The sequence below is a fragment of the Varibaculum cambriense genome, assembly GCF_032557235.1.
Taxonomy (GTDB): Bacteria; Actinomycetota; Actinomycetes; order Actinomycetales; family Actinomycetaceae; genus Varibaculum; species Varibaculum cambriense_C.
Window position 1 is genome coordinate 21,300 of sequence record NZ_JAWGMB010000005.1, and the last position, 17,267, is coordinate 38,566.

Below are 17,267 nucleotides of genomic sequence, written 5' to 3' on the forward strand. Positions count from 1 at the left end.
AGGATGCGTAAGATGACTGAACAACAAAACCTAGTCGACGGTCTCTACACTGTCGGTGAACCGATTGCTGACCAGAAGGCACCGCTCGAGGTGCCGATTGAAAAATGCTGGAAGCAGCGCCAGTTTAATGCGGCGCTGGTTAACCCGGCTAACCGTCGTAAAATCAAAGTGATCGTGGTGGGCACCGGCCTGGCAGGGGGCGCCGCTGCGGCTTCGCTAGGCGAAATGGGCTACCACGTCGATGCCTTCTTCTACCAAGACTCTGCTCGTCGGGCACACTCGATTGCGGCTCAAGGCGGGATTAACGCGGCGAAGAATTATCGCAATGACAACGACTCTGACTACCGCCTGTTCTATGACACGGTTAAGGGTGGGGACTACCGCGCTCGGGAAACTAACGTTTACCGGCTCGCGGAGGTGTCTGCCAATATTATTGACCAGTGTGTAGCGCAGGGCGTGCCTTTTGCCCGCGAATACGGCGGCCTGCTAGATAACCGTTCTTTCGGTGGGGTGCAGGTTTCTCGTACTTTCTATGCGCGGGGTCAGACGGGTCAGCAGCTGCTGATCGGCGCCTATCAGGCGCTGCAGCGTCAGGTCAACGCGGGAACCGTGGTTTCTCACTCCCGTCATGAAATGGTGGAACTTATCGTTTCGGACGGTCGGGCGCGCGGGATTGTGGCTCGCGATATGGAAACTGGTGAACTGGAAACTTTCACTGCCTCGATTGTTATTTTGGCGACCGGTGGCTATGGGAATGTTTTCTTCTTGTCCACCAACGCTATGGGGTGTAATGGTACTGCTGCTTGGCGTGCTCACCGTAAGGGTGCTTATTTTGCTAACCCTTGCTACACCCAGATTCACCCGACTTGTATTCCGCAGCATGGTGATCAGCAATCTAAACTCACTTTGATGAGTGAATCTTTGCGTAACGATGGACGTATTTGGGTTCCCAAGAAGAAAGAGGATTGCAAGAAAGACCCGCGGGAGATCCCGGAAGAAGATCGCGACTACTACTTAGAGCGTATCTATCCCTCTTTCGGTAACTTGGTTCCCCGTGATATTGCTTCACGACAAGCCAAGAATATGTGCGATGAGGGTCGCGGGGTAGGACCGGAGATTGACGGTGTCGCTCGCGGCGTTTACTTGGATTTCGCGGATGCGATTGAACGTATGGGCAAGGAAGCCGTATCTGCCAAGTACGGCAACTTGTTCGATATGTATAAGCGGATTACCGATGACGATCCTTATGAGGTTCCGATGCGGATTTACCCGGCAGTGCACTACACCATGGGCGGGGTTTGGGTTGACTATGACTTAGAGACCACTATCCCGGGTCTGTACGTGGGCGGGGAAGCTAACTTCTCTGATCACGGCGCTAACCGCTTGGGTGCCTCTGCTTTGATGCAGGGACTATCTGATGGTTATTTCGTGTTGCCGAACACGGTAAATGACTACCTGGCTCATACCTTGGATTGGGAAGATCTTCCGCACGATCATCCGGATGTGGTGGCTGCCAAAGCCCAGGCGCAAGAGCGTATTGACCGCTTGATGGCGATTGAGGGCACTCGCTCGGTGGACTCTATCCACAAGGAACTCGGCCACATTATGTGGGAGTACTGCGGCATGTCCCGTACCCGCGAGGGGCTGCAGAAAGCTATCGGCATGATTCGCGAACTGCGTAAAGAGTTCTGGACCAATGTACGGATCCCGGGCAAGAAGAGCGGCGAGATGAACCAGTCGCTAGAACGCGCCGGTCGCTTGGCTGACTTCCTAGAGCTGGGCGAGCTGATGTGTATCGATGCGTTGCATCGTGAAGAATCCTGCGGCGGTCACTTCCGGGAAGAACATCAAACTCCGGAAGGAGAGGCTATGCGTGACGATGAAAACTTCATGTATGTAGCCGCTTGGGAATGGAAAGGTGAGGATCAGCCCCCTGTCCTGCACAAGGAGGATCTGATTTACAACAATATCGAGGTCAAGACAAGGAGCTACAAGTGAACATCACTTTGCGAATCTGGCGTCAGGCTGGCCCAGATGCCGAGGGAGCTATCCACGAATATCAGCTCCACGGAGTTAGCGAGGATTCCTCTTTCCTGGAAATGCTGGATATCCTCAACGAGGATCTATTTGCTCGCGGGGAAGAGCCGGTTGCCTTTGACTCGGACTGCCGCGAGGGAATTTGCGGTATGTGTGGTCTGGTGATTAACGGGGTTCCGCATGGAAACCATTCCCCGGATCCGAAGGATAACGCCACTACCTGCCAGCTGCATATGCGTTCCTTCAAGGATGGGGACACTATTACCATTGAGCCTTGGCGCTCAAAGGCCTTCCCGATCATTAAGGATCTGGTGGTTAACCGGAATGCCCTGGATCGGATTATTCAGGCGGGCGGATACATTTCGGTTAATACCGGTGCCGCTCCGGATGCACATTCCACTCCGGTTCCCAAGAAAGATGCGGATCGAGCTTTCGAGGCTGCGGCCTGTATCGGTTGTGGAGCATGCGTGGCTGCCTGCCCGAACGGTTCGGCAATGCTATTTACCGCTGCGAAAGTGACTCACCTGGGTCTTTTGCCGCAAGGTAAACCGGAGAATCTGCGGCGAGTTACGCAGATGCTTAACCGGATGGGTGCTGAAGGATTCGGTGGATGCACCAACTTTGGTGAATGCTCGGCGGTGTGCCCCAAGCAGATTCCACTGGACTTTATCGCAGTGCTAAACCGGCAGCTTGGCAAGGCTGTTCTATCTGGAGTTTAAATCTGCAGTTAACAGTTAAATAGCCGTTCTTTTGCATGGCCAAGGCGGGCTCGGAGAAAAATCTCCGAGCCCGCTTTCCCTATGTGCGCTGCCAGCTGGGGGTAACAACGAGGTTGACAAGGAAGCGGCCAGAATTTTTGAAGGCAGTTAGTGTCCGAAACTAGGTGGCAGGGTGGCACTGTCTCGATTAAGTCCATTCAAGATAAATTCATAATAAATTCAGGATAAACTCTTTTTATAACAATCCAGATAACTGGTGCTTCTAGTCTGGTGACTGCATCTGATGAGCATAAATATCGGGATTGTTTCTGGTAGTAACAGGAAAGGAAAACAAGCAATGAGTGAGGAAAATCGGGAATCCGTCCCCCCCCCTCCGTAAATAGCCTCCCGCCGGAGGCGGGTAAGCAAGCGCAGCCAGCAGATAGCAATGAGGCTTCAGCTGGAATTCCAGAAAATAAAAAATCGCGAAAACCATGGATTATTGCCCTAGTGGCACTACTTGTAGTGTGCCTGGTGGGAGGGGGAATCTACTGGTTTGGATTCCGGGAATCGCCTGCCGCTGTTGACAGTAAAGATGAGGGACCAAATACTGTTTTAACGGGAATGAAAAACAAACCAAAAATTGTTCCCATAGCGGCCGCTGAAGGTGCTTTAGCCTCCAGCGAGCATCAAGGTGAAGTACTCTATTTTAATGCTAAAGAAATTTGGCTATGGGACTTGAATGCTCAAAATGAACGTTGGCGGGTAGATAATCCCTTGCCAAAAGAATATTTTGCAGATTCACATCCAGATGTTTTTGCTGAAACTAATGAAAGCGGGTATGCATTAATTACGGCTTCTATCTATGGCGATGAATCTGACGTTAGCAGTTATTTAGCGTTATCGACGAAGGACGGGAAAGTCACCGGGCAAAAAAATGATTTACCGCAAGCATCGACTCATCTTTTGATGAATTTCAAAGGTCAAGTCTTTGGATGCTTAAATAAGGGTGACCTAGTCGTATTTAAGGGAGTAGGTAAAATGGACACTCCCGCCTGGACTAAGAGTGGCGCTTGTCCGGAGGGGGCAACTCTTGGTTATAGTGAAACCACCGTCACAGTTGACAATGACAATAGATCTGACTTGGGGGATGAGGGAAGTTCACCCCAAGATAGGGCGGAGTACCGGCTTTCAGATGGAAAGAAACTAAAGAATGATTTCGGTGATGGATCGGAGCAAGGGTCAGGCAAACTGGCTAAAGAAAAAGAAAAGCAGTTGGAACAAGATCGTCAGGTAAAAGAAGGTTATTTTATTTATCTGACCAGCGATAGTGGTAAATATCAGTTACTTTCTCCTCTTCGGGGGGATTCGGAAGCTGATATAGTTTTTAATCCTTCCACTAAGGAAGAGGTTTCAAAAATTAAAACCCCAGAAGGTTTTGAGTATGTGGATATTACCTCGATAGATGATAAATATGCTTGGGGTGTTGCCAGTGGTACCAAAGAAACTGAGGAAGGTGTCGAGCGGTATGTCAGTAAAGCTTTTGTCTTCGATGTTGAGACTGGCAAGGTAAACGATAAGGTGCTGTCTGCTGAAAATGCTCAAGAAACCGAATGGCAAGTGACAATGTTTAGAACCAGCGAAGGGGTAATTCTTCGTCACGCAGATAAGCTAACCCACTTGGATAAAAACGGTAAAGAACTGTGGCAGCTAGACATTACTAAAGGAGGCGGCGTTGACATGTCCTATTGGGACAAAAACCAGAAGAAGCCTTACTTAGTAATCTCAAATGACCAGAGTGTTATAGATAGGTATCTGCAGTAAAGGATTCTGAAGAATGATGCGTCGTGGGGGTTTGCCTCATCTGGGGCAAACCCCCACCGCACTCCCAAAAATATAGAGGCCCCTGCGGGTAAATGAATAACAAATAGGAAGTCTTTTATTTTTAGTTTTTCTTCAGCGTTGGCAACTGGGTTTAGTGCTGATGGCTGGGAAGGATGTTTGAGTGTTCTTTGTCTTGAGCAAGAAAGGTAAATAATCAAATGAGCGAAGAGAATATAGAAGAGCCAGGCGGGCAGGAAGAGGGCGCCTGGCCGCAGCTGGGCGCGGCAGGCTCTGATACCGGGAAAGCTGGTGTGGCTATGGAAGGAGATCCGGGAGCACCCGAGTCACCCGAGTCGCCAGAGGCACAGGAATCACCGGAGCCGGCGAAAAATAAAAAATCGCGGAAACCGGGGATTATTGCTTTAGTAATCCTACTGGTGGCATGCCTGGTGGGAGGGGGAATCTACTGGTTTGGATTCCGGGATACCACTGTGAACCAGGGAGACTCTGTTCTAACCGGCATGGAAAATCAGCCAAAGATAGTTCCCATTGCCGGCGCCAAAGACGCGGTAGTTTCCAAGGAACATAACGGAGAAATCATTTATATCAATGACCAGAATATTTGGCTATGGGACAGTAACACCCAGAAAGAACGCTGGCGCATTGACAATCCGCTTCCCGCAATTTCAGGACTAGGCAAAGATAAGGTTTGGATCATTTTCAGTTCCGAAGGGCATGTCTTAATTGCAGCTCAGGTTCGCAACGAGGGCGAGACTACGTATGATAATAATTCTTTAATTAGTCCTAATCAATCTTTGGTTCTTTCCACTGAAAATGGAAACATTACTGCCCAAAACGATACTGCAGTCATCGTTAATCTTGATGATAAAGGTCAGGTTGTAGCCTGCACGGAGTATCTAGATTTGGTTGCTTACCAGGGGAAAGGGCAGATGGATAATCCGGTCTGGACAATAGACAAAGGTTGCTATTATGACGGAAACCTTTCATTGGGGTTTGGAAAAGACACAGTTCGTGTTTATAAAGAGGATGAACAGGGAGCCTTTTATGCGGGCTGGGGATTCACTCTGAGCGAGATTCAAGGCGAATATAAGTTATCCGATGGTTCCGAGGTAGAAAAAGGCTATGCAAATGTCAATGGTTACCGCCCTCCCGAAGGAGGACGCATAACCGGATGGACAAAGTATGAAGCTTTGAAAGCCACTATGGTTGCTTACACGGATGCCCAAGGTCGTCAGAACATCGTTTTTATTAATAAAGATGGAAAAGTGTTATATCAAGCAAAGCCCGGTTATTGGTTTAATCAATTCACTGCGGATAAAAAGTATGCCGTTGTGCTGAACGTTGATGCGGGGCTAGCGAGTGTGGTCGACACGGCGACTTGGAAAGAAGTCACCCAGATTGCTGCTCTGAAGGGTTTTAATAAGCTTTATATACAAGCTATAAATAACCGATATGTTTGGGTTAATAATGAACGAACCGATTCGGAAGGCGAAGAGAAAAATCTAGCTAGCAAACTGCTAGTCTACGATATAAAAACTGGAAAGCCCGCTCCGGCGCTCTTAGCTGAAATCAACACCAAAGAAACTACTGGGGGACTAAACACTTTCCTAACCACCCCAGGTTTTATAGTTCATCACGATACGCAGTTAACGCACCTTAGGGAGGATGGCAGCAAGCTTTGGGAAATGAAACTACCCGAAGGATCTTTTGTCGCTAAGTACTACAAAGATAAAAAGGAAACGAAACCCTTCCTGGCGATTAGCAACAGTGAGGGAGTTATCGACAGCTACCTGAAATAAGGGCGAATGCCTAAAATAATGGGTAAAAGCATCTTGTTTGGGGGTTGGCTTTGCGCAGGCGCGCGAAGCCAACCCCCAACACTGTCTGGGCTGATATTGATCTTGATGCCTGCAGTGAAGGGCTTATGGTGCCCTCGGTTTTGCCATGAACTGGTTGTGGTGATTCTTAAAGATCAGGTTGCAACAATCAATTAAACTCCAGCTATTAGGGGTGTTCCCCCAGGGCAGTTAGCAGTGTTTTCTAAAAACGGCCTTTAAATGATAAATGCATAGCTGTATTATAAAAGTGTTAGAAAAATGGCTGCCTCTTTTTTTCTTCTTGCCGGCAGGTTTTCGCCCGAAAACTTGCGTAGGGGAAGGGCAGTACTAGCAAAGTTTTGATGAGGGATATATGAAAACGCATTTTAAGAGGATTCCCCAGTGGCTGCGCTCTGTTTTAGCAACTTTGGCAGGATTCGCGGTTGCTATCACCGGGTTGTCGTACGGGGTAAGTGCTTGGGCAGAAGATGCTAATAGTCCGGCAGGGGGGGGCGCTAAAGCTCCAGGCGGTATTGCCACCCGCGAGGCAATTGAATCTCCAGGTTCGGCCAAGAAAGGTGACTCCATAGTGGGTCTCACCGGCGTTCCCTATGGGGATAACATCGTCGGTATCAGTAAATATAAGCCACTAAAAGGTATCCGGGTCTATGCGCAATGGTACGAAAAGAACGGCAAAACCTACGTTGCCTCCCCGGTGTATACCACTACCTCTGGTGATGACGGCAAGTGGGGCATATCCATGCAGCCGTTCCTCATGCCCGACGGTAAAGTAGCCAAGTTTGATGCTGACCCCAATCTTCCCGAGGGTGAAAAATGGCGGGTTTGGTCCGATAACTGTCCCCAGAAAACTGATTTCTTCGGAGACGGTCGGGACACCGCTTGTTACCCAGATTTAGCGGTCGCCTATACTTACGGGAACGCTTCAATTTACCCGCAGTCGGTCACCTATGAAATCCAAGCGGGAACTAATATCGGGATCGGTCCTAACGTAGTCGAAACCGCTAAAATCTGGTATCAAGAAAAGCCTAAAAACGATTTCATGCACCTCAAAGAGGGACAGGAGGGCTACAGCTCTTCTGAGGGGGTAAAAATAACGTCTCCTACTCCCAGCGGAACTGTAGATGGCCGGGTAATCTGGAATAACTTCCGGGATACCGGTACTAACTGGGAAGCTCCGGGCGTTGGGGCGTGGCTGGGATATGATCCAAAGAAGGGTGATAATCCGGCTCCCAATATGGTGGTGAAAGCCACCTATCTATCCGATTACGCGGTTGCCAAGATTCACAGCGATGCTCCGAAGAGCGAAAAAATGAAGAACGCTGGAATGAAAGCCGATGGTAGCGGAAAAGTCCGCGGAGCTGGCTGGGACTGGCAGAAAGAAGCGGCTTTACAAGAATGGATTAAAGAGCAAATACAAGCTGAGGGCGCAGAAAAATGGTATGCCGAGACTGCTTGGGCTAAAACCAATAGCGATGGGGAATATGCGATTCAGTTCCGGGGGACCTGGGGTGAATCCTGGGACAAATGCGGATACGATTCGAAAGTAACTCCTGACAACACCTGTTTTCAGGGTGAAGGAGAAGTAAACCACGATAAAGCCAGCGAATATGGTTGGCATACCCTGGCTCCCACCTATGAAAAAGGCTCCTGGGTTAATACCCATGTTGTTCATATTGGGGACAAGAAAAACCCGAAGCATATTAACCGCGACTGGCTGTACGTATCCGTACAGGATGTACCAGAGGGCGCGATAGCGGTCGGTCCCTATATGTACAACAACTTCACCGGTTGGGGTCAGGTTGATATGGCTAACCAAGGTGGTGGCTGGGTTCCCAACAGCTCCGGTGGCTGGGATACCCATGGCACTACGCTTTACAGCAACCAGACGAATACCAATTTTGGTATCAGCGCGAACATGATTACTTTCGACGTTACCCCCTATGACGCCACCTCTAACTGGGCGAAACCAGGGGATACCGCGCATACCAATACCGGGGGACTGCCTTACGAAGGGGCTTTAGCTACTTCCGGTAAATACAAGATTGTGTGGACTACGGATTACAACGCCGGTACGAACCAGGTCGGAGAGGTTCTAAAAGAATGTGAACTTTCCGCAGCCGATGTTAAAGGGCAAATTCCAGATTGTCCTTTCACTGTGCCTAGTGATTTAAAGGGAACCACTACCTATATTGCGGTAATGACTAAAGTTAATCCCGATGGGGTCGCGGTTTCGCAACCAATTGGCATTGACGGGTTTACTGCCTACGTTACCGACCAGCCGACTTTCCCGTGGGGACAGGTTGGAAAGCCGTATCCGGATGGTACTGACGTGACCACAATCGAGGGCGAAAAAGCAACCGGTTCTCTGCCGATTTTTGACTCGAAGAAAGTTGATGTCCAGTGGAATTTCACCACTGCTGAGGGCAAACCGCTACCGGAAGGCCTGAAGGTTGAAACCACCACCAATAAAGATGGAGTGGTTGACGGCTGGAAACTGGTGGGCACTCCCACCAAGGCCGGTAACTATGATGTACGCATTTTAGCTACTGCCACCGGCACGATTAAGGCCGATAACAGTGAGGCTAAGGATCAACAGTTCCAGCCATTGACAATTCCTTTCGAGGACACTTTGTCGATCCTGGATTTGTCGCTTGAAAAAGATACATTCGCGGTGGATGCCAACAGCGCTGACCAAACTACCACTTTGAACGTCGCCGGAATGCCAGATGGAGCTAAAGCCAAAGACTTTACGCTTCAGAAAGCGGTAGACGGGATAACTCTCGCACAAGACGGGACGGTAACTGTCACCAAACAGGCGGCAATCGGTAAACATACTCTGGAAGTGCAATACCAGGTTGAAGAGCAAGTTGACGGTAAAGCCGTTATCCGCACCGTGACCGACACTGTTGAGCTGGAAGTTACTCAGAAAGTCGATACCGATGGTGACGGTGATGGGGTTCCGGATGCTTCTGATAAGTGTCCTGATGTTGCCGGTCCGTCTGCTAATAATGGTTGCCCGGCTTGGGGTGATGGTAGTGGTGATCCCGGTACGGATGTGACCTTGAGTAAGGATCAGAAGAATGGTGAGTTGCCGGATTCGGTGAAGTGTTCTGCTGATAATGGTGCGACCTGTTCTGTTGAGAAGGATGGTAGTGTCAAGGTTTCTATTCCTGCCGGTGCTACGCCTGGTACTGAGATTACGGTTACTGTTAAGGATGGGGACAAGACCTTGGATACGTCCAAGGTGACGGTTACCAAACCTGCCGATGATGATGGTGATGGGGTTCCGGATGCTTCTGATAAGTGTGCTGGTACTCCTGCTGGTGCGAAGGTTGGCAACGATGGTTGTTCTGCTGCGCCTTCTGTGGGTAAGGTTCCGGGTATTACTGGTCAGGTTGGTAAGGAAATTTCTCCGGTGAATGTTCCGGTTGATAATCCTGGTAAAGCTAAGTTGACTGCTTGTAGTGCTGAGGGTTTGCCGGCTGGTTTGGCTATTGCTTTGAATGAGCAAAAAGATGGTTGCGTGATTACTGGTACTCCTAGTGAGGAGGCCAAGGATAAAGAGGTAACTGTTAAAGTCGGTTTCGAGCCGGTTGATAAGACTGACCAGCATAAGGGCGGAGATGTTACCGGCACTGCTACAGCAACTATTAGCGCTGAAGCCGATGGTGACGGTGATACTGTTCCTGATTCGAAGGATAAGTGTGCTGGTACTCCTGCGGGCGCAACGGTAGACAACAATGGTTGTTCGGAGAAGCCGACGGCTGGTACTCCGGCTGCTATTAGTGGGCAGAAGGGTAAGGAGATTACCGAGGTAGTGGTGGTTCCGGTTGATAATCCGGGTATGGCTGCTGTTACTTGTAGTTCTGATTCTTTGCCTGCTGGTTTGAGTGTTAAGTACTCGCCGGAGAAGAAGGCTTGTGTTGTTAGTGGTACTCCTAGTGAGGAAGTTAAGGACAAAGCGGTTACTATTAATGTGAATTATGATCCGCAAGATGGTGATGATACTAGTAATCCTGCTGGTAGTATCCCGGTGAAGACGACTGCTACTATTACTGATCTTAGTAAGGACTCTGATGGTGATGGGGTCCCGGACGCTTCTGATAAGTGCGCTGGTACTCCTGCGGGCGCGAAGCCTGATGCTAATGGTTGTGCAAAAGTTCCTGTTGTTGGTGATTTCACGGTTAAGGGAATGGTTGGTAAGGCTATTTCTCCTGTGAGTGTGAAGGTTACTAATGATGGTAAGGCTAGTGAGTTGTCTTGTTCTGCTGAGGAGCTGACGGCTATTGGTTTGACCGTTAAGTTCGATGCGGCCTCTTCTACTTGTGTTATTAGTGGTACTCCTACGAAGAGTATTGATAAGCAGGTGGATTTGACTGTTGGCTTTAAGCATCCTGATGGGGCTAAAGAAGCTGGCACGGTCAAGAAGAGCGGTAGTGTCTATGTGGCTAAGGATGATGATGGTGACGGGGTTGCTGATCCGAAGGATCCGGCTAACCCGGTTGCTGGCGAGGACAAGTGTCCGAGAACTCCTAAAGGCGCAGAGATAGACGAGGACGGCTGCTCGGTACCGCCTACAGTAGGCAAGATTGACCCGATTGTAGGTGAAAAGGATAGCCCGATTACCTCGGTTACTGTCCCGGTAGATAACCCCGGAAAGAGCAAACTTACTGCTTGCAAAGCCGAGGGGCTGCCTGCGGGGCTAACCATTGCCCTTAACAAAGAGGGGACAGCGTGCGTAATCAGCGGTACCCCCACCGAGATAGTTGATCCTGGTAAGGACGTGAACGTCACGGTCAGCTTTGAACCGGTAGATAAATCTGCCGACCACCCCGGTGGTGATATTCAAGGCAAGACCAGCGTAACTATCAAAGACAACCTGACTGATGCTGATCGCTACAACCCGGCATACCCGGCAGTAACTGGGAAACCAGGTGACAGCGTTAAAGCCACGCAAACGGGAGACAAGAACATTCCCGATACCGCTCGGTACGTCCTCGGCGATGATGCTCCCCAAGGGGCAAGCATTGACGCTACAACCGGTCAGGTTACGTTGAACATTCCTGATACCGCTAAGAACGGTGAAGAGATTACTGTTCCGGTGAAGGTGAACTATGCGGATAACTCGGCAGATAACGCTACCGTGACCGTTAAGGTTCGTACCGATAAAGATGGTGACGGTAAGCCGGATCCGGTTGATCCGGAGAACCCACAGGCTGGGGATGATTTATGTCCGGGGACTCCGGCTGCCGATAAAGATAAGGTAGACGAGTTCGGTTGTACTCTGGCTGACCGTTGGGATCCTTCCTATACGGAGGTTAATGGTCAGGTAGGTAAGCCGGCGGTTTCTGCGGCTCCGCTCTTTGATGAGGTAACCACCAAAGATAAGGACGAGAAAGCTGCGGCTCCCGAGGGAACCAAGTTCGCCTTAGGTGAGGACGCACCAGAGGGAGTCTCTATTGATGCTAAGACCGGGATTATTACCTGGGATAAGCCAGTTCAAGGAGACACCGAGATTCCGGTGAAAGTCACCTATAAGGATGGCACTACCGATAAGGTGACTGCCAAGTTCATGATTGCCCTACCAGGTGATGATGACGGTGACGGTGTTCCCAACGATAAAGACAAGTGCGCCGGAACCCCGCAAGATGCCAAGCCAGACGAGAATGGATGCTCAGTGGCTCCTAGCTTGCCGGACGCTCCTAAGATTAGTGGAGAGAAAGGTAAAGCCATCGACCCGGTTGATGTGCCGGTAACCAACCCAGGTAAAACCAAGGTCACCGCTTGCCAAGCCACCGGATTACCTGCTGGTCTGACTATCGAATGGAACGAGGGCAAACAAGCCTGCGTAATCAGTGGTACCCCCACTGAAGAGGTAACCGACGGGAAAGTTACGATTACTGTCGATTACACTCCCCAAGATAAGACCGATGAGCACCCCGGCGGGAAAGCAAGTGGCGAAACCACTGTTACCATTACCGATCCTGCAAAAGATGCTGACGGTGACGGAATAGATGACGACCAGGATAAATGTGCTAACACCCCGAAAGGTGCCGAAGTCGATAATAACGGTTGCGCTCTAGCGCCCAGCGTCCCGGCAGTTCCTAGCATCGAGGGGCAGAAAGACAAACCGCTAAACCCGGTGGTTGTCCCGGTAGATAATCCCGGTAAAGCCACGATTACTAGCTGCAAAGCCGAGGGACTACCTAAAGGCTTGAGCATTAAGTGGGACGCAAAACGCTCCGCTTGCGTGATTAGTGGTACTCCTACCGAGAGAGTAACTGGTCAAAAGGTAACTATTTCGATTGACTACACTGCGCCTGATGGAGACAAGAAGCCCGGTAGCACCAAGGTGGAAACCATGGTGACTATCAAGTCGGCTGCCGTTGAGCCTCAAGATGTGGTGCCCGGTTCGGGTCTACCAAAGACCGGTGCTCCCATCCTGGGATTGTCCCTACTGGCATTGGCATTAACCATCGCCGGTATGGGTACTTTGGCAGCCAGGCGCCGGCAGAGTTAAAGCGATACCAAACAGTTCTTTTCGGAGCTTTCATGGCAGCTAACAGCTGTGAGTACTGAAAAGAATTAGCGGTTCGCTTAAACTTCAAGGTGGGGTCGGAGATAAATCTCCGACCCCACCTTTATACTTGCTGCTCTGCCCTTGCCAGCCTCTCTTTGCCAGCCTCCAGTGCGGGCTAAATCCCAGCGGTAATACCGGGCGAAGCCCCATCCCCGTCCTCGGAAATAATTTTTTAAAGTTGCGCTCAAGTGTTGCAATTGTATGGAAAAAACCTACATTCGGAACCTTAAAATCTAATATCCTTAGGCCTCTCGGGATATTTCAAACCGCTGATATGCAGGTGCCGGTTTTTCAACTCATTTTCTTCTCCTAACAGCAAGTTTCGTAAGAACTTCACTAGGTATTCGTTAGTTTCGTGAATCCCAGCAGGCAGGTTTTCGTAGTTGGCGCGTACCATCGCATTTCGGAAATACCAGGAATAGCTAGAAAAAAGAGTGTTATCGACAGTGAAACCCAAGGTGCAGAGGTACTTGATGAAGAACACGGCAGTAGTGCGAGTATTTCCCTCATCAAAGAGGTGAATCTGCCACAGCCTAGCCACAAAGGAAGCTAGGTGTTCAATACTTTCGGCGGTACTCAGCGCCCGGTAACTAAAAGCGCGTTCTAAAGCTAAATCGTATTCCAGGGTAGCCATTAAATCGGCAGCATTCCCATATATGACGGTATCTCCGTCCAGTACCCACTCTTTCTTGGAGATATTGTAGGTGCGAGCTTTTCCAGCCTGGGGGTAGATTCCTGCAAAAAGTCGGCGGTGTATTGCCAGATACTGCGCAGCCGAGAACACGAATCCGTCCTAAGATAATACTTGCGCAACCCGGGTAGCTACCTTATCTGCCTCCTCAACTCGGTTTAGGCCTCGCTGAGGGTTTTGTTGATAGTAGGAATTAACCAGGCTTTGAGCTTCATCTAAAGTGATTTCGCCTTCAATGGAGCTCTTAGCGGTAGTTATTAGATATGGTGAGGGCTCTAAGCCATCGACAGCTTGTAAACCAATTCCTGCCTGCCAAGCAGCGGTAAGAGCGCGTTGAGACGGGGATCCTTGGCGCACATACTGGGCAAATGGATCCTCTTTGGGTTCCCCGAGCTCGGCTGTATTTGTCATTGCACCTCCCGCCGCTAGTGTCATTTTAGCTGAGAGTGGTACCGTCCTGCCCATTCAATATCCTGATTTTCCAATCCAATGTCCTGGTAATCAGCCCCAGTGTTCTGTTTTTAGGTAAAGTCCCATTGCCGGTGAAACTAATGTCCGGATGCTATTCGAACAGAGTTATTACAGCTAGAGGCGATATCGTTAGGTCGCAAATCCAGGGTGTGGGTAAAATGGGGACTATGAGTGAACCGCTAATCCTGGGAATCGAGTCTACCTGCGACGAAACCGGCGTGGCGCTGGTGCGCGGGGGGAAACTATTGGCAGACCGCACTGCTACTTCTATGGATGAGCATGCTCGCTACGGGGGAATCATCCCCGAAATTGCCTCCCGCGCCCACCTGGAATCCTTCCTGCCCACCTTACAAGCCGCCTGTGAAGAAGCCGGGGTAGCGTTAAACGAGGTAGACGCGATTGCCTGTGCGGCAGGCCCGGGACTAGTGGGGTCGCTGACCGTGGGCATTTCCGCGGCGAAAGCCTTGGCACTCGCCTTAGATAAACCGCTGTACGGCGTGAACCATGTAATCGGACACCTGGCGGTAGATGCCCTGGTAGAGGGGGAGTTTCATCCCCCCTTTATCGGGTTGATTTGCTCGGGGGGACACTCAAACCTGGTGCTGGTGCGCGACCTGGCCACCGATATTACCGAACTTGGCGGTACCTTGGATGATGCCGCTGGGGAAGCCTTCGATAAAGTAGGACGTCTGCTTAATACGCCCTATCCGGGAGGCCCGCATGTAGACCGCTTGGCGCAGGCGGGGGATAAGAAAGCTATCCGTTTCCCGCGGGGACTCGCGGCCGGTAAAGATAAAGAGCGTCACCGCTATGACTTCTCTTTCTCAGGTCTAAAAACTGCGGTCGCCCGCTATATTGAGGGGCTAGAGGCTGCCGGGGAAACTATTAACCGGGAAAACATTTGCGCCGGATTCTCTGAGGCGGTAAATGATTCCCTGACCAAGAAAGCGGTAAAGGCGGCTCAAGATTTTGATTGCCGGGAAATCGTGGTGGGGGGCGGTTTTTCCGCTAACTCGCGTCTTCGTGAACTGCTCACCCAGCGCGCCGAATCGGCGGGTATTACCGTGCGGATTCCTCCGATTCGTTTTTGTACCGACAATGGCGCGCAGATCGCTGCCTTAGGGGAGGCGCTAGTGAAAGCGGGAATGCCGCCCTCGTCAATAGATTTTGGTCCGGACTCTCAGATGGCGCTCACCCAGATTTACATGGCTCCTAGCTCCGAGGATACGGAAAAACCAGCTGCTAAAACCAGTATTCCCCAAGAAAAACAGGTAGATGCGGAGAGTATCTATCGAAAGGTGAAAGAAAACATGGCGAAGTCATTTGACCAAATGCGTCCCGGGTTGGAAAAGGCGGCCGACCGGATTAAACCGCTGGTAGAGCAGGGACGCGAGTACGCGGAAGAAACCATGGAGAAGGCACGTCCCTATGTAGAGCAGGCGGTAGAGAAGTCTCGCCCCTACATGGAGCAGGCGGCAGAGAAAAGCCGCGAGTATGCGGAAGAAACCATGGAGAAGGCGCGCCCCTATATGGAACAGGCAGCGGAAAAAGGGCGCGAGTACGCCGAACAGGCGGTAGAAAAGGGACGCGAATACGCCAAGCAAGCACAGCAGCGCCTACATGAGCGTTCGCAGGCGAAAAAGTCAGATCCGGATGAACCGTCCGTGACGGTAGAGCCGCCCGATGATGTGGAGCCCCGCCGGTAACCTGATCGGCGTCTGACCGGGCAGTCGGCAGGCAGCGCCGGGCTATCGTCCTAAGGTTTTCCCGGCGCCCTCTAGCACTAGGCACCGGTGTGCTCCGCCTACCCGGGTTAACGCTACGGTTACGGTGCGCGGAGTCCAGTCTCGCTGCTTTTTAGGCATTACTTTTTTGCGCCAGCTAGCAATATCGAGGGCGACTCCCCGCTTTAGGATATCCAAGCGAGTAGCCTGGCGGGAGCGCAAGTAAGAGCTAACCATCTTGGTTTTCAAAGGTAGGTTTTCCACTATTTGGTAGCAGCGCACAGCCGGGGTGTCTTCGCCGGTGGGAAGAGTGTTTCCGGTCAGGTAAGCGATTGCGCTAGATACTGGTGCGGCCTCTAAACGTTCGCAAATGTCAGGCAAGATTCCGGCGCGGATAATCGCGGGATCGGGATCGAAAAGGTAGTTCCCCAAGTTAGCTGCCTGTCGCACCTGTACATGACTTTCTCCCGGGTTGCGGGCACTGGCGCAGCGGTATTGTGTTACCTCATCGCCCTCAATGATTAGTGCCGAACGTCCGGCGCCTTCGGGGGCAAGGCTGGGCGAATAGAGGGCGCATTCTACCAGGTCGCCCGCTACGCTCACCCACTGGGCGTGGTAGCCAGCTGGCAGGTTAGTGAGATCAATGCCGGGTGCTATTTTTACTGCTAGATAGGGCGTATGGTTTCCCCATTCCAACACTGTCTCTAAGGGCGGGGACCAGGCGGCAGGGGAGAGGACGCGTCCGGTAGCGGCGCGGCGTGCCGGATCCACAAACAGGGCGGGCAGAGTTTTCTGGGTGACAACTTGTTCGGCACTTGTGCATAGAACTTGGGTTCCTGACTGGTCAGAAAGGTTAATCGCCGCACAGGTGGCAGCTGCCGGGCTCTGATCGACTGCGCGAAAATCTGGGCAGATGCGTGCCAGTTCCCGCGAGTCAGCGCCAATCCCGCACCCCAGGTCTATCAGGCTGGTGACGCCGGCGGTTGCAAAACGTTTAGCTCGCTGCCTAGCCACAATTTTTCGAGTCGCCTGCTCCAGCCCATCGCGAGTAAAGAGACAGTTCCTGGCCTCCGCGCTCCCCATTTTTTCTTGGGCTTTCTCCCGCAGTTTCCATTGGGTTTGCAGGGAAGACACTAAATTTGCCGGGTGGTGCTTACGCAGGTATTTAGCGATAGCTGCTGTTTCGGAGGAGGCGGGGGCGGGGTGTTCCTGTAAAAGCTGCCAGCCGGTTTGGGTGGTAAGCGCCGCTACCATCGGATCCTCACTGGGTGGAAAATGCCCGATTAGCTGCCGTAGCTGTACGTAACTTAGTGGCATGTTGGCAGTAACCATAGTTTTCTCCCCTCTAACATTTTTAGTCTAACTGAGCTCGTATCCTGGTAG

8 protein-coding genes and 1 pseudogene are annotated in these 17,267 nt (G+C 51.1%); 6 read left to right on the forward strand and 3 right to left on the reverse strand.

Annotated features, from left to right (window positions below; genetic code table 11):
• The first annotated feature begins 12 nt into the window (after positions 1-12).
• The 5 genes from E6072_RS05230 (at position 13) to E6072_RS05250 (ending at position 12,938) form a co-directional block, all read left to right on the forward strand.
• The gene (locus E6072_RS05230) at positions 13-1,998 is read left to right on the forward strand and encodes a fumarate reductase/succinate dehydrogenase flavoprotein subunit (protein ID WP_316690564.1); all 1,986 of its coding nucleotides are present in this window, start codon (positions 13-15) and stop codon (positions 1,996-1,998) included.
• Positions 1,995-2,756: a succinate dehydrogenase/fumarate reductase iron-sulfur subunit gene (locus E6072_RS05235; protein WP_316690565.1), complete on the forward strand. Its 762-nt coding sequence runs from the start codon at positions 1,995-1,997 to the stop codon at positions 2,754-2,756. Before E6072_RS05230 ends, E6072_RS05235 begins: the two co-directional genes overlap by 4 nt.
• A gap of 489 nt (positions 2,757-3,245) precedes the next feature.
• Positions 3,246-4,559: a hypothetical protein gene (locus E6072_RS05240; RefSeq protein WP_316690566.1), complete on the forward strand. Its 1,314-nt coding sequence runs from the start codon at positions 3,246-3,248 to the stop codon at positions 4,557-4,559.
• 218 nt (positions 4,560-4,777) lie between these two features.
• Positions 4,778-6,379, forward strand: a complete 1,602-nt coding sequence (locus E6072_RS05245; protein WP_316694241.1) for a hypothetical protein — start codon at positions 4,778-4,780, stop codon at positions 6,377-6,379.
• A gap of 391 nt (positions 6,380-6,770) precedes the next feature.
• Positions 6,771-12,938: a Rib/alpha-like domain-containing protein gene (locus E6072_RS05250; RefSeq protein WP_316694243.1), complete on the forward strand. Its 6,168-nt coding sequence runs from the start codon at positions 6,771-6,773 to the stop codon at positions 12,936-12,938.
• A gap of 286 nt (positions 12,939-13,224) precedes the next feature.
• On the opposite strand, the gene E6072_RS05255 is transcribed toward E6072_RS05250, so the two are convergent.
• A complete protein-coding gene (locus E6072_RS05255; protein ID WP_316690575.1) occupies positions 13,225-13,782 on the reverse strand; it encodes a Fic family protein in 558 nt (185 codons plus the stop codon).
• Between the two features lie 9 nt (positions 13,783-13,791).
• The gene (locus E6072_RS05260; RefSeq protein ID WP_316690577.1) at positions 13,792-14,100 is read right to left on the reverse strand and encodes an antitoxin VbhA family protein; all 309 of its coding nucleotides are present in this window, start codon (positions 14,098-14,100) and stop codon (positions 13,792-13,794) included.
• 227 nt (positions 14,101-14,327) lie between these two features.
• Between E6072_RS05260 and tsaD the strand changes: the two are divergent.
• Positions 14,328-15,374, forward strand: a pseudogene (gene tsaD / locus E6072_RS05265) (tRNA (adenosine(37)-N6)-threonylcarbamoyltransferase complex transferase subunit TsaD); the annotation flags it as partial.
• Positions 15,375-15,908: 534 nt separating this feature from the next.
• Here the strand turns inward: tsaD and E6072_RS05270 are convergent.
• Positions 15,909-17,216: a class I SAM-dependent methyltransferase gene (locus E6072_RS05270; protein ID WP_316690578.1), complete on the reverse strand. Its 1,308-nt coding sequence runs from the start codon at positions 17,214-17,216 to the stop codon at positions 15,909-15,911.
• Positions 17,217-17,267 lie beyond the last annotated feature (51 nt).

Coding starts and splice junctions, on each gene's coding strand:
- E6072_RS05230 (WP_316690564.1), top strand. CDS start 13: ATGACTGAACAACAAAACCTAGTCGACGGTCTCTACACTGTCGGTGAA.
- E6072_RS05245 (WP_316694241.1), top strand. CDS start 4,778: ATGAGCGAAGAGAATATAGAAGAGCCAGGCGGGCAGGAAGAGGGCGCC.
- E6072_RS05250 (WP_316694243.1), top strand. CDS start 6,771: ATGAAAACGCATTTTAAGAGGATTCCCCAGTGGCTGCGCTCTGTTTTA.
- E6072_RS05260 (WP_316690577.1), bottom strand. CDS start 14,100: ATGACAAATACAGCCGAGCTCGGGGAACCCAAAGAGGATCCATTTGCC.
- E6072_RS05270 (WP_316690578.1), bottom strand. CDS start 17,216: ATGGTTACTGCCAACATGCCACTAAGTTACGTACAGCTACGGCAGCTA.